This window comes from Xanthobacter albus (assembly GCF_043194895.2).
Taxonomy (GTDB): Bacteria; Pseudomonadota; Alphaproteobacteria; order Rhizobiales; family Xanthobacteraceae; genus Xanthobacter.
Genome location: NZ_CM195532.1, coordinates 3,827,134 through 3,847,240, shown reverse-complemented (window position 1 = coordinate 3,847,240; position 20,107 = coordinate 3,827,134). Strand labels below are relative to the sequence as shown.

General features: G+C 70.0%; 16 protein-coding genes. 3 read left to right on the top strand and 13 right to left on the bottom strand.

The genetic code is table 11. From position 1 onward, the window contains the following. Window positions 1-18: 18 nt before the first annotated feature. On the bottom strand, window positions 19-1,647 hold the full coding sequence (locus V5F75_RS17330) for a methyl-accepting chemotaxis protein (RefSeq protein ID WP_394034032.1): 1,629 nt from the start codon (window positions 1,645-1,647) through the stop codon (window positions 19-21). 155 nt (window positions 1,648-1,802) lie between these two features. Further along, window positions 1,803-2,855 carry an NAD(P)-dependent alcohol dehydrogenase gene (locus V5F75_RS17325; protein WP_394034031.1) on the bottom strand — a complete coding sequence of 351 codons (1,053 nt, stop codon included), beginning with the start codon at window positions 2,853-2,855 and terminating at the stop codon, window positions 1,803-1,805. Window positions 2,856-3,079: 224 nt separating this feature from the next. Here V5F75_RS17325 and V5F75_RS17320 point away from each other — a divergent pair, with 224 nt between their 5' ends. Further along, on the top strand, window positions 3,080-3,961 hold the full coding sequence (locus tag V5F75_RS17320) for an AraC family transcriptional regulator (RefSeq protein WP_394034030.1): 882 nt from the start codon (window positions 3,080-3,082) through the stop codon (window positions 3,959-3,961). A 54-nt stretch (window positions 3,962-4,015) separates the two neighbouring features. Here the strand turns inward: V5F75_RS17320 and V5F75_RS17315 are convergent, their stop codons facing one another. The 11 genes from V5F75_RS17315 to V5F75_RS17265 all read right to left on the bottom strand — a co-directional run bounded on the left by V5F75_RS17315 (window position 4,016) and on the right by V5F75_RS17265 (window position 17,568). Next, a complete protein-coding gene (locus V5F75_RS17315) occupies window positions 4,016-5,170 on the bottom strand; it encodes an iron-containing alcohol dehydrogenase (protein ID WP_394034029.1) in 1,155 nt (384 codons plus the stop codon). Window positions 5,171-5,220: 50 nt separating this feature from the next. Further along, entirely contained in the window at window positions 5,221-6,687 is a 1,467-nt protein-coding gene (locus V5F75_RS17310; RefSeq protein ID WP_394034028.1) for an NAD-dependent succinate-semialdehyde dehydrogenase, read from the bottom strand. Window positions 6,688-6,768: 81 nt separating this feature from the next. After that, window positions 6,769-7,926 (bottom strand): iron-containing alcohol dehydrogenase, encoded by a 1,158-nt coding sequence (locus tag V5F75_RS17305; protein ID WP_394034027.1) that lies wholly within the window; start codon window positions 7,924-7,926, stop codon window positions 6,769-6,771. Window positions 7,927-7,961: 35 nt separating this feature from the next. Beyond that, a complete protein-coding gene (locus tag V5F75_RS17300; RefSeq protein WP_394034026.1) occupies window positions 7,962-8,606 on the bottom strand; it encodes a branched-chain amino acid ABC transporter ATP-binding protein in 645 nt (214 codons plus the stop codon). Beyond that, the gene (locus tag V5F75_RS17295) at window positions 8,603-9,388 is read right to left on the bottom strand and encodes an ABC transporter ATP-binding protein (protein ID WP_394034025.1); all 786 of its coding nucleotides are present in this window, start codon (window positions 9,386-9,388) and stop codon (window positions 8,603-8,605) included. Before V5F75_RS17295 ends, V5F75_RS17300 begins: the two co-directional genes overlap by 4 nt. After that, window positions 9,385-10,380, bottom strand: a complete 996-nt coding sequence (locus tag V5F75_RS17290; protein WP_394034024.1) for a branched-chain amino acid ABC transporter permease — start codon at window positions 10,378-10,380, stop codon at window positions 9,385-9,387. Before V5F75_RS17290 ends, V5F75_RS17295 begins: the two co-directional genes overlap by 4 nt. A gap of 3 nt (window positions 10,381-10,383) precedes the next feature. After that, window positions 10,384-11,283, bottom strand: coding sequence for a branched-chain amino acid ABC transporter permease (locus V5F75_RS17285; protein ID WP_394034023.1), 900 nt, complete (start codon window positions 11,281-11,283; stop codon window positions 10,384-10,386). Between the two features lie 159 nt (window positions 11,284-11,442). Next, a complete protein-coding gene (locus tag V5F75_RS17280) occupies window positions 11,443-12,771 on the bottom strand; it encodes an ABC transporter substrate-binding protein (protein WP_394034022.1) in 1,329 nt (442 codons plus the stop codon). A gap of 28 nt (window positions 12,772-12,799) precedes the next feature. Beyond that, on the bottom strand, window positions 12,800-14,173 hold the full coding sequence (locus V5F75_RS17275) for an ABC transporter substrate-binding protein (RefSeq protein WP_394034021.1): 1,374 nt from the start codon (window positions 14,171-14,173) through the stop codon (window positions 12,800-12,802). A gap of 203 nt (window positions 14,174-14,376) precedes the next feature. Next, window positions 14,377-15,747, bottom strand: a complete 1,371-nt coding sequence (locus V5F75_RS17270; RefSeq protein WP_394034020.1) for a sigma-54-dependent transcriptional regulator — start codon at window positions 15,745-15,747, stop codon at window positions 14,377-14,379. 18 nt (window positions 15,748-15,765) lie between these two features. Beyond that, complete coding sequence (locus V5F75_RS17265; protein WP_394034019.1) at window positions 15,766-17,568, bottom strand: sensor histidine kinase; 1,803 nt, start codon at window positions 17,566-17,568, stop codon at window positions 15,766-15,768. Between the two features lie 204 nt (window positions 17,569-17,772). Here V5F75_RS17265 and V5F75_RS17260 point away from each other — a divergent pair, with 204 nt between their 5' ends. Further along, window positions 17,773-18,486 (top strand): SIMPL domain-containing protein, encoded by a 714-nt coding sequence (locus tag V5F75_RS17260; protein ID WP_394034018.1) that lies wholly within the window; start codon window positions 17,773-17,775, stop codon window positions 18,484-18,486. Window positions 18,487-18,607: 121 nt separating this feature from the next. Beyond that, on the top strand, window positions 18,608-20,035 hold the full coding sequence (locus tag V5F75_RS17255) for an NUDIX hydrolase (protein ID WP_394034017.1): 1,428 nt from the start codon (window positions 18,608-18,610) through the stop codon (window positions 20,033-20,035). Window positions 20,036-20,107 lie beyond the last annotated feature (72 nt).

Below are 20,107 nucleotides of genomic sequence, written 5' to 3'. Positions count from 1 at the left end.
CGGCAAGCGCTCTGGCGTTCATTGGAGCGTGGCGGGCGCCTCGGTCTTCTCGGCCGCCTGGGCGGTAGCTTCGTGGGCCTGCAGGCCGGCGGCGAGTTCCTCCAGGATGCGCTGCACCTCGTGGCTCGCCGTGTTGAGCGTGGTCAGGGCCTCGAGCGCCTCGCCCGGGCGGTTCTCCTCATGCAGGCGCAGCGCCAGCTGGGCGGCGGCGTGCACCTGCCGGTGCGGCTCCACCAGGGCCGTGAAGGCCGGCAGGCGGCGGATGGCGGGAATGTCGACCCGCTCGTACCACTTGCCGAGGCGGCAGTTGTGATGGTCCGGCACCTCGTGGACATGCCACTGCGAGCGGCCCATCAGCACGTCCACCACCCGCTTCTTGAACAGGACATGGTCGATCTTCGCCATCTCGCACAGGGCGAGCGGGGAATCCGCGTTGAACCAGTCGCGGGCGGAGCTGGAGAAGCGGTCGTTGCTGTTCTGCAGGCTGGTGGCCATGCGCATCAGCATCTTCTCGTTCTCGGTGGAGAGGTCGGCGCTCTGGCACACGCGCGCGCCGATCTCCTCGCTGGCGATCTTCTGCTGCGAGAGCACGGTGGCGATGGCTTCCATGCTGCGGGCGACGGTGTTCACCGTGCCGTCGATGTCGGTGACAGCGGCGGAGACCTGCTCGATGTCCTCGATGCTGGCGCCCACGGCCTCCTCCGAGCGGGCCATGGCCTCGCCCATGCGGGTGATGACGGCGCGCATGCCGTCGACCCGCTTGCCGATCTCCTCGGTGGCGGCGCCGGTCTGGTTGGCGAGGGCCTTCACCTCCTGCGCGACGATGGCGAAGCCCTTGCCGGCGTCACCCGCGCGCGCAGCCTCGATGGTGGCGTTCAGGGCCAGCAGGTTGGTCTGCCTGGCGATGGTGTCGATCACCTTGAGCACGTCGGCGATCCGGTCGAACGCGGCCACGAGTTCGGTGGAGCGCTTGCGCGTCTCCTCGGTCGCATCGCTGATGGCGACGGTGGTCGCGCGCAGGCTCTCCACCGCCTGAGTGGCGCGGCCCGAGGCCTGGCTCGCGCCCTGGGCGTCATTCAGCGCATCATTGCTCGAACGGGAGATGTCCTCGATGCTGGTGACCAGCTCGCTGACCGCCGAGGCGACGCTCTGGGAGCCCTCGGTCGCGCGGTGGGTGTTGCGCGTGAGGTAGGCCAGCTCAATGGACACCTCGTTCACGTTGGCGACGGTGCCGGCGAGGTTCTTCAGGTTCCTGAGGTCGCGCTGGTGCGCCTCGTCGATGATCTGCCGCGAGAGGGCGCGCACCGCGATCGTGCTCTCCACCGCCGCCACGGCGGAGGCGAAGCGGCGGCCCACGCTCTTGAGCGAGGCGGCGCGGCCGGGCAGGAACACATGCCGCGACAGGCGCAGGCAGGTGCCTTCCATGGCGGCGTCCAGGGCGTTGAGCAGCACCTGGGCCGACATGCCTTCGTCCAGCAGGCGGTTCACAGCCGCGTTGGAGGGGGAATCATAGAGATCGGTGACCGCCTGGCCGACCTGCAGCGCGAGGCTCGGCTCCAGACCCGCCGTCGCCGCGGCAATCGCGGCGGCGATCTCGGGCGCCTCCTCATGGGCGGGGGCGTAGGAGGAATGGGACACGGCAGACACGAGGCGCTCCTCTTATCGTTCAGTTGGTCCCGCCGCCGCGGGCCATATGGCGAATCGCGGCGGCGTGGACGAGCTTGTGTGTCTCCTTATTATTCCCAAGGGCTGTCTTAAACTCTCCGGTAATTCCCTAGCTGGCTCTCCACCGTGCCGCGGCGTCAGAGCGTCGCCATGTCGATGACGAAGCGATACTTCACGTCGCTCTTGAGCATGCGCGCGAAGGCGGCCTCGATGTCGCCCATGGCGATCATCTCCACGTCGGCGGTGATGCCGCGCTCGGCGCAGAAGTCGAGCATCTCCTGCGTCTCCGCGATGCCGCCGATGAGCGAGCCGCCGATGGAGCGGCGGGCGAAGATGAGGTTCGCGACCGTGGGAGAGGGGTGGGGCGAGGAGGGCACGCCCACCAGCGTCATGGCCCCGTCGCGCTTCAGCAGGACGGTGAAGGCGTCGAGGTCGTGCGGTGCGGCGACGGTGTTCAGGATGAAGTCGAAGCTGCGGGCATGCGCCTTCATCTCGTCGGCGTTGCGGGAGACCACCACCTCATGGGCGCCGAGGTCGCGCGCCGCCTGCACCTTGGAGGCCGAGGTGGTGAAGGCCACCACATGGGCGCCCAGGGCGCGGGCGAGCTTCACCCCCATGTGGCCGAGCCCGCCGATGCCGACGATGCCCACCTTCTTGCCCGGCCCGGTCTTCCAGTGGCGCAGCGGCGACCACGTGGTGATGCCGGCGCAAAGCAGCGGCGCGGCGGCGGCGAGGTCGGCGGCGCCGTGGGTGATCCGCAGCACGAAGTGCTCGTCCACCGTGACCGCGCCGGAATAGCCGCCGTAGGTGTTCTCGCCCGAGCCGTCGAGCCAGCCGCCGTAGGTCTGCTGGAAGCCGTGGGGCCCCTCGCAATACTGCTCCAGGCCATCGTCGCAGGAGAAGCAGTGGCGGCAGCTTCCGACCAGGCAGCCCACGCCCACCGTGTCGCCCACCTTGAACTTGCTCACCGCGCCGCCGATGGCGGTGACGCGCCCGACGATCTCATGGCCGGGCACCATGGGATAGCGCATGCCGGGCCACTCGCCGCGGGCGGCGTGGAGGTCGGAGTGGCAGACGCCGCAATAGAGGATCTCGATGGCCACGTCCTTCGGGCCGGGGGCGGCACGCTCGATGGTGATGGGGGCGAGGGGGGCAGTGGCGAACTGGGCGGCGAAGGCTTTCGTTTTCACGGGATGGTCCTTTGCGGCAGGCATGACCCGCTTGGCTTCGGGTGCCGGACGGCGCGCTTTGGCGGTGGCCCCGCGGGGCAGGTCGGAATGCGATGCAATGTGCCGCGCGGGGCCTCGCCCCACTATCGCGATGATGCCAATCTTTTGCACGATCCTGCCAATGTGCACCGCCCTGGCTTTCCGCGCCGGGCGCAGCATGCGAGGAGGGCGAAGGAGGTCCTGCGATGCGCGAGCTTCTCGAAACCATGTGCGGCATCGTGGAGCGGCATGTGCCCGGCGAGCGGCAGGAGACGCCGATCGAGGGGCTCGCCCTCTACCGGATGCGCACCAGCCGCCATCCCCTGCACGCGTTTTACTACCCGCGGCTTTGCATCATTCTGCACGGAAGCAAGAGCGTGAGCCTGGGGGAGGATGCGTTCGAGGTCGATCCCGCCACCTTCTTCCTGGTGGCGGCGGACCTGCCGGTGTCCTCACGGGTATTCGTCGCCGCGGACGGGCGGCCGCACATGGCGCTCACGCTCGATCTCGACCGCGCGCTGCTGGCGCAGGTGCTGGCGCGGCTGCCGGAGCGGGCCGGCGCGGCCGAGCCGTCGGCGGGCCTCGTCACCGCGCCCATGCGGCCGGAACTGCTGGAGCCGCTGGCGCGCCTCCTCGCCCTGCTCGACCGCCCGCAGGAGGCGGGTTTCCTCCTCCCGCTGATCCTCCAGGAGGTCTATTTCCGGCTGCTGCTTGGCCCGCTGGGCGACACGCTGGCGCAATATGCGATGGGCGGTTCGCGGCTGTCGCAGATCGGCCGGGCGACGGACTGGATCAAGTCCAACTTCGCCGGGCCCATGAGCATCGAGGCGCTGGCGGAGCTGGCGGGCATGAGCGTCACCTCGTTCCATCGCCACTTCAAGGGCATCACGCGCATGACGCCGCTCGAATACCGCATGCAGATCCGCCTGCAGGAGGCGCGGCGCCTGCTCTTGACGCAGCGCCTGACGGCCGGCGCGGCGGGGCTGGCGGTGGGCTATGACAGCCAGTCCCAGTTCAGCCGCGACTACAAGCGCATGTTCGGCGCGCCGCCGGCCAGCGACACCGCGCGCCTCGTCTCCGCGCCGTGAGGCGAGCGGACCCGGCCGGAGGGGCTGGGTCCGCTTCTCTTCCGGCAGGCGCCTTCAGTAGACGCTTTCGTAGATGCGCTCGATGTCGGCGCGGGTCATGTCGCGGGCATTGCAGGCGATCAGCCGGCGGATGCCGGTGTCCACCTCCTCGGCCATGGAGGGGATGGCGTCCCTCGGCACGCCCAGCTCGCGCATGCGGATCTCGAGACCCATGGCCGGAACCAGGGTCTCGATATCGCTCACCAGGGCCTCGGCCGCCTCCGCGTCGGAAGCGAAGGCGCGGCCCGGCAGGGTCTGGCGGGCAAGCTCGGCATAGAGCGGCGTCGCCACCGGCAGGTTGAAGCGCATGATGGGCGCCATGACGATGGCGTTGGAATGGCCGTGGGGCACGTGGTAGCGCGCGCCCAGCGGGTAGGCCAGCGCGTGGATGGCAGCCACCGAGGCGTTCACGAACGCCATGCCCGCCAGCAGCGAGCCCTGGAGCATGGCGGCGCGGGCATCCACGTTCTTGCCGTCCTTCACCACCGTGCGGATATTGGCGGAAAGGAGCTGGAGCGCCTTCACGGCCAGGGCGTCGGCCAGCAGGTTCTTGGCGGTGCGGCTGGTGAAGGCCTCGATGGCGTGCACCATGGCGTCGAGGCCGGTGGCGGCCGTGATGCGCGGCGGCAGGCCGAGGGTCAGCTCGGGGTCGAGCAGGGCCACGTCGGGCAGGAGCTGCGGGGCGTAGATGGCCTTCTTGCGCCCTTCTTCGTCCGTCACCACCGAGACCCAGGTGACCTCAGATCCGGTGCCGGCGGTGGTGGGCACCTGGATCAGGGGCGCGCGGGTGCCCTTGGCGAGGTTGGTGCCGTACATCTCCGCGATGGGCTGGTCGCTCCTGATCATGAGCGCCACCAGCTTCGCGGTGTCGAGGGACGAGCCGCCGCCGATGCCGATGACGCCGTCGGCCGCGAAGGCGCGCGCCCGCTCCACGGCGGCGAGCACCACCGAGACCGGCGGATCGGCCGCCACGTCGGAGAAGACGTCCACGGCGATGCCGGCCTCGGCCAGCGACGCCTTGGCGGTGTCGGCGAAGCCCAGGGTGACGATGCCGGGATCGCACACGATGAGCACGCGGGTGGAGCCCAGCTCCTTCATGAGGGCGCCGAGGCGCTTCAGGCCGCCGGCCTCGCTGACGATGCGGCGCACGCTTCTGAACGTATAGTTCATGGCACTATCCAGATCTTCGAATGTTGTCGGAACGTGGAAAGAACGCGCGCTCAGCGGATGCCGCCGAGGCACATGTACTTGATCTCCACGAAGTCATCGACGCCGTATTTGGAACCTTCCCGGCCGATGCCGGATTCCTTGATGCCGCCGAAGGGCGCCACCTCGGTGGAGATGATGCCCTCGTTGATGCCGAGGATGCCGTATTCCAGCGCTTCCGCCACCCGCCAGATGCGGCCGATGTCGCGGGCGTAGAAATAGGCGGCGAGGCCGTACTGGGTGTCGTTGGCCATGCGGACCGCCTCGTCCTCGGTCTCGAACTTGAACAGCGGCGCCACCGGGCCGAAGATCTCCTCCGAGAACAGCTCCATCTCCTGGGAGACCTCGGTGAGGATGGTGGGCTCGTAGAAATTGCCGCCCAGCGCATGGGGCTTGCCGCCCGCCAGCACCTTGGCGCCCTTCTCCACGGCGTCCTTCACCAGCCGGTCCACCTTGGCGAAGCCCTTCTGGTTGATGAGCGGGCCGGTGGTGACGCCGGCCTCGAAGCCCTGGCCCACCTTCATGGCCGAAACCGCCGCCGCCAGCTTCTCGGCGAAGGCGTCGTAGACGCCGGCCTGGACGATGATGCGGTTGGCGCACACGCAGGTCTGGCCCGCGTTGCGGTACTTGGACATCATGGCCCCGGCCACCGCCGCATCGAGGTCGGCGTCGTCGAAGACGATGAAGGGCGCGTTGCCGCCCAGCTCCAGGCTCACCTTCTTCACGGTGCCGGCGCACTGCGACATGAGCAGCTTGCCCACCGGCGTGGAGCCGGTGAAGGACAGCTTGCGCACGATGGGGTTGGCGGTCATCTCGCCGCCCACGGCCGCGCCCTGCTGGGCCGTCACCACGTTGAACACGCCGGCCGGAATGCCCGCGCGCTCGGCGAGCTCCGCCAGGGCGAGCGCGGAGAGGGGCGTGTCCTCGCCCGGCTTCACCACGGTGGTGCAGCCGGCGGCCAGCGCCGGCGCCACCTTGCGGGTGATCATGGCATTGGGGAAGTTCCAGGGCGTGATGGCCGCCACCACGCCGATGGGCTGCTTGATGACGAGGATGCGCTTGTCGGCGCCGTGGCTCGGGATCACGTCGCCGTAGATGCGCTTGCCCTCTTCGGCGAACCACTCGATGAACGAGGCGCCGTAGGCCACCTCGCCGCGCGCCTCCGCGAGCGGCTTGCCCTGCTCGGCGGTCATGATCTTCGCCAGGTCGTCCTGGGCGGCCATGATCAGCTCGAACCACCTGCGCAGGATGATCGCGCGCTCCTTGGCGGTCTTGGCGCGCCAGGCGGGCAGGGCCTTGTCCGCGGCCGCGATGGCGCGGCGGGTCTCGGCGGCGCCCATGTCCGGCACCTGGGCCAGCGTGGTGCCGTCGGCCGGGTCGGTCACGGCGAAGGTCCTGGCGCTGTCGGCGGCGGCCCAGGCGCCGTCGATATAGGCCTTGTCGCGCAGCAGCGCGGTGTCGGTGAGGGTGGGAAGGGCCATGGCGGGAAGCCTCCTCGGCAGATCGGCTTGAAATTGCGGCGGTGGCGGCACGTTCTGCCGCCACCCTGTCTTGCACCGGGCTCAGAGCACCGACTGGTAGATGGCGAAGGCGTCGGCCTGGGTCACGGGCCGCGGATTGTTCATCAGCAGCCGCTCCACCTTCATGGCGTCCACCGCCAGGCGCTCCAGGTCGGCCTCGGCCACGCCCACGTCGGTGAGGCGCTGGGCGAAGGGCATGCGCGCCACCATCTCCTGCATGAAGGCGATGAAGGCATCCGCGGCGGCGTATTCGGTGCCGAAGCCGCGGCCCGGCAGCACCACGCCCGCCAGCTCCGCATAGAGCGCGGTCGCGGCCGGCTTGTTGAAGTGCAGCACCGGGGTGAGCACCAGCGCGTTGGAGAGGCCGTGCGGCACGTGGAAGTGCCCGCCCAGGGGATAGGCGAGGGCATGCACGGCGGCCACCGGCGCATTGGCGAAGGCCATGCCCGCGAGCATGGAGCCCTGCAGCATGGCCGAGCGCGCCTCCACGTCCTTCCCGTCGGCGATCACGCGGTCCATGTTGGCCGCGAGCAGGCTCAGGGCCTTGATGGCGAGGGCGTCGGAGACGGCGTTCTTCTTGTGCTTGCTGGTGAAGGCCTCGATGGCGTGCACCATGGCATCGATGCCGGTGGCGGCGGTCACCGCCGGCGGCAGGCCGGTGGTGAGGCTCGCGTCCAGCACCGCGATGTCGGGGTAGAGCAGGGGGCTCACCACGCCCTTCTTCTCGTGGGTCGGGGTGGTGACGATGGAGATGGGCGTCACCTCCGATCCCGTGCCGGCGGTGGTCGGTACCTGGATCAGCGGCAGGCGCGGCCCGCGGGCGAGGCCGATGCCGTAGATGTCGCGCAGGGCCTGGGGATTGCCCAGCAGCAGCGCCACCAGCTTCGCGGTGTCCATGGAGCTGCCGCCGCCGATGCCGATGATGACGTCGGCGCCGGCGATCCGCGCGGCGTCCACGGTGGCGAGCACCACGTCCTCGGGCGGGTCCGCCTGCACGTCGGTGAAGACCTCCACCGGCTGGCCGGCGGCGGCGAACGCCTCCAGCACCGGGGCGATCACGCCGGACTTCACGAGGCCGGCGTCGGTGACGATCATCGGCTTCCTGGCGCCGAGCTCGGCGGCGAGCGCCGGCAGGCGGGCGGCGCCGCCGGTTTCCTGGATCACGTAGGGAGTGGTTTCGAAGGAGAAGTTCAGGGTCATCGCAATCGCCATGGAAACGAGGGCAGGAGAGGGGGTCAGCTGGCGGTGACCACCCCGCGCTCGATGTTGAACACCTGATCGACCAGATCGGACGAATGGGTGGCGTCGGATTCCGAGAGGAGCACGCACATGCCCTCGCTGCGCAGCTTGCCGATCACCTCCGTGAGGCGGCGCGAGAGCACCGGCGCCACGCCCTCGAACGGCTCGTCCAGCAGCAGGAGCCGCCGGCCCGGCATCAGCGCGCGGCCGAGCGCCACCAGCTTCTGCTGGCCGCCCGAGAGCTGGAGCGCCTTGCGGTCGCGGTACTGCGCGATCTCGGGCATGAGGGAATAGATCCACTCCAGCCGTGCTGGGGCATCCTTCAGCTTGTTGGCCCAGGCTGGCATCAGGATGTTCTCCTCCACCGTGAGGGTGGGGATGAGGCGGCGGTCCTCCGGCAGGTAGCTGATGCCCATGGGCGCGCGGCAGTGGGCCTCCCGGTCGCCGATGGAGGCGCCGTCGAACACGATCTTCCCCGCGATGGCGGTGAGCCCCATGATGGAGCGGATGAGCGTGGTCTTGCCGGCGCCGTTGCGGCCGATGAGGCCCACCATCTTGCCCGAGGGGATCTCCATGCTCACGTCCCGCAGGATCGGGATGCCGGCGATGGACACGTCGAGGTTGGAGATGGCGAGGGTCATGCCACGGAACTCCCCTGCTGGGCGGCGGGCTTGTGGTCGGAATGGCCGGTGACGAGCTCGCGCACGCGGGCGTCGGCGAGCACGGCTTCCGGCGGGCCGTCGGCGATGATCTCGCCGCTGTAGAAGGCGAGGATGCGCGACACGTAGCGGCGCACCACCTCCATGTCGTGCTCCACGAACAGCACGGTGAGGCCGTGGTGGCGCACGGCGGCCATCACCGTGTCCATGAGGTCGCCCTTCTCGTCCACGCTGACGCCGGAGGTGGGCTCGTCGAGCAGCAGCATCTTGGGGTTGCCGATCATCGCCATGGCGATGTCGATGAGCTTGCGCGAGCCCTGGGGCACGGCGGTGACGCGGGCGTCGCGGTAGGCCGGGACCTTGAACTCGGCCAGGATCTCCTCGGCCTTGGCGATGCGCGCCTTGGTGTGGAGCGGCTTCAGGAACGAGGGGTGCGGGCTCTCGGCCGCGGCGAGCGCGATCACGAGGTTGTCCAGCACGGTGAGCTCCGGGAAGAGCTGCGCCACCTGGAACGAGCGGGCGAGGCCGGCGCGGGTGATGGCGCGGGGAGCGAGGCCCAGGATGGGCTTGCCGTCCATGAAGATCTCGCCCGAGGTGGGCGGCAGGTAGCCGGTGACCATGTTGATGAAGGTGGTCTTGCCGGCCCCGTTGGCGCCGATGACGCCGACGATCTCACCCTTCTCGATCTTGACGTCGAGGTCCTTGGCGGCGGTGACCGCCCCGAAGGATTTGTTCAGCTTGCGGGTTTCGAGGATGGCGGTCATGCGCGGACGCCTCCGGTGCGGGCGTTCGTGGGAGAGGAGGCCGCTGGCACGGGGGCCTCGGCGCGGCGGGTGAAGAGGCTCCACAGGCCCTTGGGCAGGAACACCACGATGCCGAGCAGGGTGAAGCCCAGGATCATCTGCCAGGCGTTGGGCAGGAACTCGATGGCGTAGGTCCGCACCAGCGCGAACACGATGGCCGCCAGGAACGGCGCGAACACGCTGCCCGTGCCGCCCAGGAGGGCGATGAACACGAACTCGCCGGAGGTGGTCCAGAAGGCCATGTCCGGGTCCACGTGGCCGGTGGCCAGCGCGGTCAGGCCGCCGCCCAGCGCCGACACCGCGGCCGCGGCCACGTAGTTGGCGTAGTTGATCCAGCGCGGGGAGAGGCCGAGGTATTCCACCCGCACCTCGTTCTCGCGGATCGCCTCGCAGGTCATGCCCACGGCCGAGCGGTAGTAGCGGTGGAGGAAGAAGGCCACGCCCGCAGCCGCGATGACGGTAAGCACGAACACCACGTGGGTCGCCTGCTCGCCGCCGGTGATGGTCTGGCCGAGGAGGGTCCAGCTGTTGACGTTGAAACCGTCGGTGGAGCCCAGCTCCTGGCTCTTCACCAGCACCCCGTAGAGGATCATGGAGAAGGCCAGCGACAGCATGGCGAAGAAGATCTCGCGGTAGCGCGTCATCAGCAGGCCCAGCACCATGGCGAGCACCACCGCCGCCGCCACGCCCACCGCCAGCAGCACGAGGCCGGCGGAGACGCCCAGGAACTGGCCGCCCATGCCCACCGCGTAGCCGCCGACGCAATAGAAGAGGCCCTGGCCGAAGGAGACGAGGCCCGCCTTCATCTGCATCACCACGCCCTGCACAACGAGTGCCTTGGCGAGGGCCATGGTGAGCAGGAAGATCAGCCAGCCGGGGGCGACCAGCGTGCCGCCCGCGAGCAGGACGACCGCAAGGCCGATCAATGCGATTTCAGTCTTGTCGAGGCGCATGGGTCAGATCTTCCTTGCGAGCGTGCGGCCGAACAGGCCCTGCGGCCGGATGGCCAGCACCAGGGACATGACGCCGTAGATCACGAACAGCTCGAACTGCGGGGCGAAGTGCACCGCGGCGGCGCGGGAGAGGCCGAGCAGCAGGGCGCCCACGGCCGCGCCCTCGATGGAGCCCATGCCGCCGACCACCACCACCGCGAAAGCGAGCACGATCACCTCGACACCGATGCCCGGCACCACCGAGATGGACGGCGCGGTCAGCGCGCCGGCGAGCGCGCCGAGCGTGGTGCCAATGAGGAAGGTGAGGGTGAACATGCGCCGCACGTTCACGCCCATGGCGCGGGCCACCTCCCGGTCATGGATGACCGCGCGCAGGATCTTGCCGAGGTTGGTACGCTCCAGCCACGCCCACAGGGCAAGGCCCACCGCCAGCGCGATGGAGATCAGCAGCAGGTCGTAGTTCGACACCTTGAGCCCGGCGATGGTGGAGCGCCCGAGCGCGGTATAGGGCTGGTAGGCGAAATAGGGGTTCACGCCCCACACCAGCTTCATCGCGTCTTCGAGAATGAGCAGCAGGGCATAGGTGATGATGACCATCAGGATCTCATCGCGCCCGTACATGAACTGCAGCAGGCCGCGTTCCACCAGCGCGCCCACCACGAGGCCGGCGACGATGGCGCTGCCGATGAGGAGCAGGAAGCTCACGCCGGCCGAGCCCGTGCCGTCGGCGAAGTACCAGCCGATGGCGGAGGCGGCCGCATAGGCGCCGATGGCGTAGAACGAGCCATGGGCCATGTTGAGAATGCGCATGACGCCGTAGATCACCGTCAGGCCGGCGGCGACCAGGAACAGCCAGGACGCATAGATTGTGCCGTCGATCAATACGGCGAGGAAGCTCATCATAGGACCGCATCCGTCTTAGGGGCGAGGGAGCCGGCGGGGGTTGCCGCCGGCTCCGGGGGCTCGGGATCGAGGCCGGTCAGGAGATCCCGAGCTGTCGCAGCTTCTCGAATTGCCGGCGCTTCAGCCGCCGGTTCTTCAGTTGCTCAGTTGCACAGTTGCTCAGTTGCACTTGGCGCCGGGGAAGCCGGCCTTGATCCACGCGTCGGAGGTGGTGCCGTCCGGCGGGGTCACGCAGTCGCCCGAGAAGGTGATGACGTTCTCGATGGTCGCCTTGCCGGCCTTCGCGTCGTACTTGTAGGTGCCGTAGGAGATGGGCTGCACGGCCTGGTGGCCGTCGGCGCGGTCCATCTTCACGGTGCCGCTGACGGACTCGAAGGTGGAGCCCTTGAAGGCCGCCGCGATGGCGTCGGTGGCGGGGAGGGTGCCGTCGCCCTTGCCGGCCTTCTCGGCCGCCGCCTTCAGGCCCAGGATGGCCTGCGCCATCTTGGTGGCCGGGTAGGTGGGGGCCATGTCGTAGGCGGCGGTGTAGGCCTTGATGAACCAGTCGTTCAGCTCATTCTTCGGGGCGAAGGCGCCGAACGGGCCGCGCGCGCCGATGATGGTGCCGTTGGGGGCCTGGTCCTTGAAGCGGTCGATGGCGGACTCGCCGCAGGTGAGCACCAGCGTGGTGTCGTCCAGCAGGCCGCGGGCGTTGGCCTGGAGCACGAAGGCTTCCATGTCGCCGCCCCAGAAGGAGGAGTGCACCACTTCCGGCTTCTTCACGGAGAGCGCCGAGATCTCAGCGCCATACTGGCCCTGGAAGACCTTCGGCATCTGGTTCTCGACCACCTTGGTCTTCGGCATGGTCTGCGCGAGGGCGAGGGTGAAATCGTGCCAGCTGTCCTGGCCCCAGGCGTAGTTCTGCTGGATGCCGGCGATCTTGGTGACGTCGGGCTTGGTGGCCGCGAGGTAGCGGGCCGCGCCGATGTTGTCCACCGCCGCGTCGAGGCCGGTGCGGAAGGAATACTTCGGGTTCGCGTCCTCGACGAACAGGCGCGAGGTGCCGCAATCGTAGAACACCGTGAGGGCCTTCAGTTCCTCCGCCACCGGGGCGATGGCGAGGCAGTCGCCGGAGGAGATGTAGCCGACCACGGCGTCCACCTTCTGGCGCTGCACGAGGTTGCGGAACTCCTCCACCTGCTTGGTGGCGCCGCCGGCCTCGTCGATGATGACGGCCTCGATCTCGGCGCCGTTGATGCCCTTGGTGTTGTAGGGGGCGGGCAGGGTGCCCTTGTTGAGGCCTTCCACCAGCACCTTGGCAGCATTGGCGGAGGGAATGCCGAACGGGCCGGCGGCCGGGCCGGACAGGAAGGTGACGATGCCGACGCGGAACTTGCCGTTCTCCGCCGCGGCCGCCGGGCCCGCCAGCATGGTGGTGGCGAGGGCCGCGGCGGCGACGCCGGCCGCGATGCGGCCATGCGTGCGGGGGGTGGATCCGTTTGTCTTCACTTGACGTTCTCCCTTTTGAATATGCTCGTCATTGAGTGGGGTTGGCCGCGGCGCGGCGGGCGCGCACGAGGTCCGGCGGCTGGCGCAGGTCCTCGGCGGAATAGGCGCGGATGTTGCCCAGCATGGCCTTGGCCGGGGGGAAGCGGTCGTCGGGCACCGGAGTGCCCACCGCCTGGGCCTGGAGGATCTGGTGGGTCTCCGGATCGATGACGGAGCCATACCCCTCCGGATCCTCCGGCAGGCGGAGGCGCATGCCTTCCAGCGCGGCGATGAGGGCCTTGTCGTCGGTGGCGTTGCCGACCTGCGCCACCGCCTTCGCGATGGCGACTATGCCGGTGTATGCACCCTCCGCCGCATAGGTGGGGTAGCGCCCGGTCATGGCCCGGAATTCGCTCACGAAGCGGCGGTTCTCGGGGGTGTCCGGCCAGTTGTTGTTGTGGCGGGCGGAGAGGATGAGGCCGGGCGGGGGATTGGCGCCGAGCTGCACCAGCACGTCGTAATTGGCGCCGGTGTCGAAATTGGCGACCCGCATCTGGGAGAACAGGTCCACCGCCTGCGCCTGCTTCAGGAAGGCGAGGAAATCGCCGCCCCACAGGGCCGTCACCACGATGTCCGGCTTCAGCTCCTTCAGCGCCTGGATGTAGGCGGAGTAGTCGGGCTCGTAGAGCTTGGGCCACAGCTCAGCGACCACATCGTACTTCATCCCCAGGCCGTCCATGGCGGCGAGCAGGTCGTCGCGGGAGACATGGCCGTATTCGTAGTCGGGGTTCAGGATGGCGATGCGCTGCCAGGGCTGGTCGGCGCGGATGTCGCGCAGGTAGCGCGCGCCGGCCGCGTTGGAGGTCCAGCTGTCGTTGGAGACGCGGAAGTAATGGGGGTGCCCCGCCTCGGTGGTGAGGCGCGAGGAGGCGTGGTCGGTACCGACCAGGATGGTGGAGCGCCGCCGCGCGAGGTCGCTCACCACCTGGGCGACGCCCGAGGAGACCATGCCGCACAGGAAGCGCGCGTGGTCCTTGTCGATGAAGTCCTCGGCCAGGCGCAGGCCGTAGGAGGCCTTGGAGAGGTCGTCGTCCACCACCACCCTGAGGCGCGGGCCGGGCTTGCCGGTCACGCGGCCCTCGGCGATGTCGCGCAGGGCGAGGCGGATGCCCTGGATGCTGTCGGTGCCGTAGATGGTGGCCCGGCCGCTCATGGGATAGAGGCAGCCCACCACCGCGTCTGCGTCCTCCTCGGAGGCGCCGAGGGTCACGCGCTCGGCGCGGACGGCAAGGCTCGTCGCAGCCAGCACGCAGGCGGCGAGCACGGCGTGCTTCAAGAGCCGGCGCACGTTGCGGCCCACATGGCGGCCCACACGATGGCGCGCGTGGCGGCACGCCTGATGGCACACCTTCCGTGTCTCCACGGCATCCTCCTCCCTTGCGAGCGCTCGCTCGCTTCATTCTTGTTGGACAGGGATCAGCAAGGGCCGTGCCAGCGCTCGGGGGCGGACGGCGTCCTTGCGGAGTCAGTAGTTTTTTGCAGGGGTGATGAGCGGTGAGCGCGCAGCTGAGCGGAATTCGCTCCCCTGAGCGGCGCTCATGAGCGGAAAGCGCTCAAGATGCGCGCTCAGAGGCCGAGGCGCTGGAGCCTGCGCTTCAGGGCGTGGCGGGAGATGCCGAGGGTCTCGGCCGCCCGCCCCTTGTGGCCGCTGGCGCGGCTCAGCGCTTCCTGGAGCAGCTGGCGCTCCGCATGGTCCATGTGGTCGCCGATGGTGCCGGCGCCCGCGCTCGCGCCCGCCGCGTCCGCACCGGCGGCGAGGGGGGCCGCGCCGCCGCGCAGCTCCTGGGGCAGGAGATCGGGCGAGATGACCCGGCCGGGATAGAGGATGGTCAGGCGCTCGATGAGGTTCTTCAGCTCGCGCACGTTGCCCGGCCACGGATGGGCTTCGAGCAGGGCAGCCGTCTCGGGCGCGAGGGAGACGGGCGCGCAGCCCTCCTGGTGGGCGTAGCGGGCGGCGAAGTGGTCCGCCAGCACCAGGGCGTCGCCGGCGCGCGCGCGCAGGGCCGGCACCGCCACGTTGATGACGTTGAGGCGATAATAGAGGTCCTCGCGGAACTGCCCCTCGCGCACCAGCGCGGCGAGGTCCCGGTTGGTGGCCGCCACCACCCGCACGTTGCCGGCATGGACGCTGGAGGCGCCCACCGGGCGGTAGGTGCCGTCTTCCAGGAAGTGGAGCAGCTTGGCCTGCAGCGCCAGCGGCACCTCGCCGATTTCGTCCAGGAACAGCGTTCCGCCCTCGGCCACGGCGACGAGGCCGGTGCGCTTCTGGTGGGCGCCGGTGTAGGCGCCCTTCTCGGCGCCGAACAGCTCGGCCTCGATGAGCTGCTCCGGCAGGGCGGCGCAGTTCACCTCCACGAACGGCTGGTCGGCGCGGCGGCTGCCGGCGTGGATGGCCCGTGCCACCAGCGCCTTGCCGGTGCCGGACTCCCCGTGGATCAGGATGCGCGAGGTGCCGCTGCCGGCCACCCGCTCCACCGCCTCGCGCAGGGCGGCCATGGCGGCGCTGGCGCCGATGAGGCTGGCGGTGGAGAGCTGGCGGCTGCGGTGGTACTCGATCTCCCCGGCCATCCGCTGCCGGTCGAGCGCCTGGCGGATGCAGTGGATGAGGTCGTCGAGCTCGAACGGCTTGGTCAGGTAGTCCACCGCCCCCGCCTTCACCGCCTGCACCGCGGCGCGGGTGTCGCCGTGGGCGGAGATCATGATGACCGGCAGCTCCGGGGAGAGCGCCTTCATGCGTGCGAGGGTCTCCATGCCATCCACATCAGGCATGCGCAGGTCCACCAGGGCGAGGTCGATTGGGCCGGCCCGCAGCGCCTCGAGGGCGGCGGCGCAGGAATTGACGCCGGTGGGCTTCATGCCCTCCTTCTTCAGGGCATAAACCAGGGACCGCACGAAGGGGGCTTCGTCGTCCACCACCAGTATGGATGCCGTCTGCATGGCCGGATGGGTCCTCCCTCAGGCCCCTTCGCGGGTCGGGTCCTCCGCCGGAAAGCTCAGGCAGATCAAGGTGCCGACCCCGAGGGTGCTCTCGATTTTCATGGTGCCTTCATTGGCCTCCACCATCTGCTGGGAGATGGTGAGGCCGAGCCCGGAACCGGTGGGCTTGGTGGTGAAGAACGGATCGGTGACGCGGCCGATGTCCTCCCGCGCGATGCCGTGGCCGTCGTCCGCGATCTCGATGATGGTGCGCATCCCCTCGCGGCGAGAGCGGAAGGTGACGGTGCCGCCCCGTGTGCACGCCTGGAGGGCGTTGAGGCCGAGATTCACCAGGATCTGCTGCACGTGATCCTCGTCCGCCAGGAGGCGGGCGCTGGAATCCCCGGTGGAGGCGAGATGCACGCCGCGTTCCGCCGCCACGGGCTTCAGCAGGGTTGCGGTGCGGCGAAGCATCTCGCGCACGGCGAGGGGGCCGCGTGCCGCCGGATGCGGGCGGCCGTAGGTGAGCAGGTCGTTCACCACCCGGTTCAGGCGGTCCACCTCGGCCTCCAGGTCCACGAGCAGCTCGCGCCGGTCGGCGTCGGGCTCGTCGCGGCTCAGGCTCTGCACGGTGGTCTTCATGGTGGCGAGGGGATTGCGCACCTCGTGGGCGACGCCGGTGGCGAACTGGCCCAGCACCGCCATCTTCTCGGTGCGCACGGTGCGGTCGATCATGTCCTTCACGCGCTCGGCCATGGTGTTGAACGCGGAGGAGAGGGCGTTGATCTCGTCGGCCTGGCGGGTGAGGGGCAGGCGGTAGGTGAGGTTGCCGCTCGCCACCGCGTTCGCCCCCTCCACCAGCAGGTCCACGCGCCGCCGCATGCGCAGGCCCAGGTGCACGAACAGCGCCACCACCACCGTCATGATGAGCCCGCCGCCCACATAGAGCCAGCCGCGCGCCGAGCGCAGGGAGTTGAGCACGTCGGGTGAGCGGTGGTCGCGCATCAGCCGCCAGCCGGGCAGCACCTCGGGGCCCGGCGTGAGGTCCTGCGCCTCCCGGATGGGGCGGCCGGTGGCGTCCAGGATGGCGCCGGAGGGGGTGGAGAGCAGCATGCGCACGATGGCGCTGGTGTTGGACTTGTCGAGCTGCTCGGTCATGGAGGCGAGGCGCACGTGCAGCGCCACGGTGCCGCCGGGGCCGTTGCCGCTCTCGCGCATGGGGCGGCGCAGCAGGATCCAGCCGGCCCGGCCGGGCTCGGGCAGCGCGGGGCCGATGATCTCCACGCCCTCCTTCACCACCACCGGCAGGCCGGTGATGGACCAGCCCTTGCTGGTCCAGTAGGGCGGGCCGGAGGCGGCCTGGCCGGCGACCGCGTATCGTAGCTGGTCCTTGGCGTCGAAGAAGAGGATGCCGTAGAGGTCCGGCACGTCCGCCTCCAGCCGCAGCAGGGCGGCGATGTCGGCGGTGGCCGGCGCCTCGGGGGCCGAGAGGAAGGCGTTGAGGCCGGGATAGTTGGAAATCTTGGTGAGCTGGTACTGCATGGTCTCCAGGAAGGCGGCCATGCGGTTGGCGGTGGCGGCCTCCTGCGCCGACTGGCGCTCGCCCACCAGGGTCGTTTCCAGGTCCTTGGTGAAGCGGTCATAGAGCGCGCCGACGCTCACCAGCGCCACGGCGAAGATGGTCACCGTCACCACCACGTAGCGGCCGACCACGCTGGACAGGCGCAGGTTGCGCCAGCGCGGCAGGCGGAGGCGGCCGTCGCGGGGGAAGCCCTCGGCCGCGGCGGGAGGGCTGCCCTCGGCGGTGCCTGCAGGCGTGCGGATGGGATCTTCGCGTTTCAAGGTGCGCGCACCTAACCACAGGTGCGGGCGAAACCGGAAGCCTTGAAGTATGGAGGTGCGCCGCGCGCCGCCGCAACCGCCCTTGCCGCCTCCGCCGGAAACCTTGGCCGTGGGTAACCCGCCGCCCGCCGCAATGGCGCCGTGTTCGCACGGTGGTGTCCTTGCGTCCGCGGCAGGCGCGGACGGCTCCGTTCGAGGTTCAGGATGCGCTCATCCCTTCATGCCGCCGCCGCTTTCGCCTTCGCCGGCCTCTCCGCCTTCTCCGCGCCGGCGGCCCTGGCGGCCACCATCACCGTGGTGGGCGAGGCGAAGGTCTCGGCGGTGCCCGATTCCGCCGTTCTGTCCACCGGCGTGGTCACCGCCGGCAAGACCGCCGACGAGGCACTGGTGGCCAATTCCAAGGCGGTGAGCGCCTTGATCGACACCATCAAGGCGGCGGGCATCGAGCCGCGTGACATCGCCACGTCCCAGTTCTCGCTCCAGCCGCAGTATGCGCCGGTGCAGAACGGGCAGAAGGAGGCGCCGCGGCTGATCGGCTTCGAGGTGCGCAATGCGGTGCGCATCACCGTGCGTGACCTCAATGCCCTCGGCCCCCTGCTCGACAAGATGGTGCAGGCCGGCGCCAACCAGGCCTCGGGCCTCTCCTTCATTCTCTCCAACCATGCCAAGCTGGCGCAGGACGCGCGCGTGGCGGCGGTGAAGGACGCCATGGAGCAGGCCAATGTGGTGGCCGGCGCGGCGGGCCTGCGGCTGGTGCGCATCGTCTCCGTCACGCCCGATGCCGACGGCGCCAGCCCCATCATGCCCGCGCCGATGCTGATGAGGGCCGACGCCGCGCGCATGGCTGTGCCGGTGGAGGCGGGGGAGATCGAGGTGCGCGGGCGCGCGACCATCGTTTATGACGCCGAGCCGCAGTGAGCGGGCGGTGACGCCTTCCCCTTCGGCGCGGCTGTGGTAGACCAGCGCCGGAATCGATCTCGGCTCCGGGGCGCGGCCCTCTCCCGCTCCGGAGCCTTGCGGGAGCCGAGGCGGATCGCTCATGCCTGTGTCTGGCAACGGGCACCCGGGGCGCCGGGTGCAATATGCGGCATTGCCTTATCGCGTGCGCGCCAACGGCGAGGTGCAGCTGCGCCTCATCACCTCGCGCGAGACGCGGCGCTGGGTGATCCCCAAGGGCTGGCCCATGAAGGCTCTCTCCCCCGCCAAGACGGCGGCGCGGGAGGCCTATGAGGAGGCAGGCCTCATGGGCTCCATCGCCCGCGAGGCCATCGGCATCTATACTTATGAGAAGAACCTCGGCATCCGCTCGGTGCTGTGCGATGTCATGGTGTTTCCGCTCAAGGTGAAGCGGCTTCTCAACAAATGGCCGGAGCGCGCGCAGCGCTACGGCTTCTGGTTCTCCATCGACACCGCCGCCGCCGCCGTGCAGGAGGAGGACCTCAAGGCGCTGATCCTCTCCTTCGGTGACCTGATGGCCGCCCGCCTCGCCGCCAAGGCTGCCAAGGTCAAGGCCGCCAAGGCGGAAGCTCCCGAGGCGCGGAAGGCCGAGCCCGCGGAGAAGCCCGCCGACAGGAAGAACCGCGAGGCCGGGCGCGCGGAAAAGTCCAAGGCGAAGGGCAAGTTGCCGGCCACCGGTCCCGCCGCGCCCGCCGATGCGCCGCCCGTCGCCGCCGGCAAGCGCGCCGCGAAGGCTGCCTCCAAGGTCTCGGGGAAGGGCATTGGCGGCAGCAGCGCCGAGGACGCCGTGACGGTGGCGCCGGAGGCCGTGGCCGATGCCGCCCCGCACAAGCCGTCCAAGGCCAAGGCATCCAAGACCAAGGCGAAGACCAAGCAGAAGGCCGCCGCCACGGCAGCGCCCGAGCCCGCGTCGGAGTCCGCTGCGGTCATCGCACACCAGGGCGGGCCTGCGGCTCCCGCGCCCGGCGCGGGGGAGGGGGCGCCGGAGGCGGTGCGCACGCGCGCCGGGGCTCGCGTCACGCGATCGTCGCCCGCCGGGAGGGGCGTTCGCAAGGCGGCGGAGCCGGTGGGGCCCGCCGCGGTGGGGGCAAAGCCGGCGACGCGGGTGGCCGCAAGGGCCGGCGCTTCCAAGGCATCAGCTTCCAGGACTGCGGCGCCCAAGACTGCTAATCCCAAGACTGCTAATCCCAAGACTACTGCGCCCAAGACGACCGCTCCCAGGACGTCCGCGTCGAAGACGCCGGCGTCCAAGCCTGCCGCTCCGAAGTCGGCTGCCTCCAAGCCGCCCGTGCGCCGCGGGACAGGCGCGGTGCCGGCCAAGGCGCCACCGGTGCCGGCAGGCGCGACGCCTGCTCCTGCCGCGCCCGATGCGCCGCTCGCCGGTCTCGTGAAAAAGCTGCCCAAGAAGCCCACCCGCGGCCGCAGGCGGGCTTCCCCGCCGGCCAAGCCCGGCGCTCCGGCAGGCCCCGGTCCTGCCCCTCGCGCTCCAGGCCGGCCCGACAAGCGCTGACGGCGCCTCCGCCGGGAGGCTATGCCCTTTTGCGCCGGCCCTGGGCGGGCCGCGCGAAGCCGGGTCGGCGGG

Bases quoted from the DNA above. Each gene is read 5' to 3' on its own strand.
- V5F75_RS17320 (WP_394034030.1), top strand. From the start codon at position 3,080: ATGCGCGAGCTTCTCGAAACCATGTGCGGCATCGTGGAGCGGCATGTG.
- V5F75_RS17315 (WP_394034029.1), bottom strand. From the start codon at position 5,170: ATGAACTATACGTTCAGAAGCGTGCGCCGCATCGTCAGCGAGGCCGGC.
- V5F75_RS17310 (WP_394034028.1), bottom strand. From the start codon at position 6,687: ATGGCCCTTCCCACCCTCACCGACACCGCGCTGCTGCGCGACAAGGCC.
- V5F75_RS17305 (WP_394034027.1), bottom strand. From the start codon at position 7,926: ATGACCCTGAACTTCTCCTTCGAAACCACTCCCTACGTGATCCAGGAA.
- V5F75_RS17300 (WP_394034026.1), bottom strand. From the start codon at position 8,606: ATGACCCTCGCCATCTCCAACCTCGACGTGTCCATCGCCGGCATCCCG.
- V5F75_RS17295 (WP_394034025.1), bottom strand. From the start codon at position 9,388: ATGACCGCCATCCTCGAAACCCGCAAGCTGAACAAATCCTTCGGGGCG.
- V5F75_RS17290 (WP_394034024.1), bottom strand. From the start codon at position 10,380: ATGCGCCTCGACAAGACTGAAATCGCATTGATCGGCCTTGCGGTCGTC.
- V5F75_RS17285 (WP_394034023.1), bottom strand. From the start codon at position 11,283: ATGATGAGCTTCCTCGCCGTATTGATCGACGGCACAATCTATGCGTCC.
- V5F75_RS17270 (WP_394034020.1), bottom strand. From the start codon at position 15,747: ATGCAGACGGCATCCATACTGGTGGTGGACGACGAAGCCCCCTTCGTG.
- V5F75_RS17260 (WP_394034018.1), top strand. From the start codon at position 17,773: ATGCGCTCATCCCTTCATGCCGCCGCCGCTTTCGCCTTCGCCGGCCTC.
- V5F75_RS17255 (WP_394034017.1), top strand. From the start codon at position 18,608: ATGCCTGTGTCTGGCAACGGGCACCCGGGGCGCCGGGTGCAATATGCG.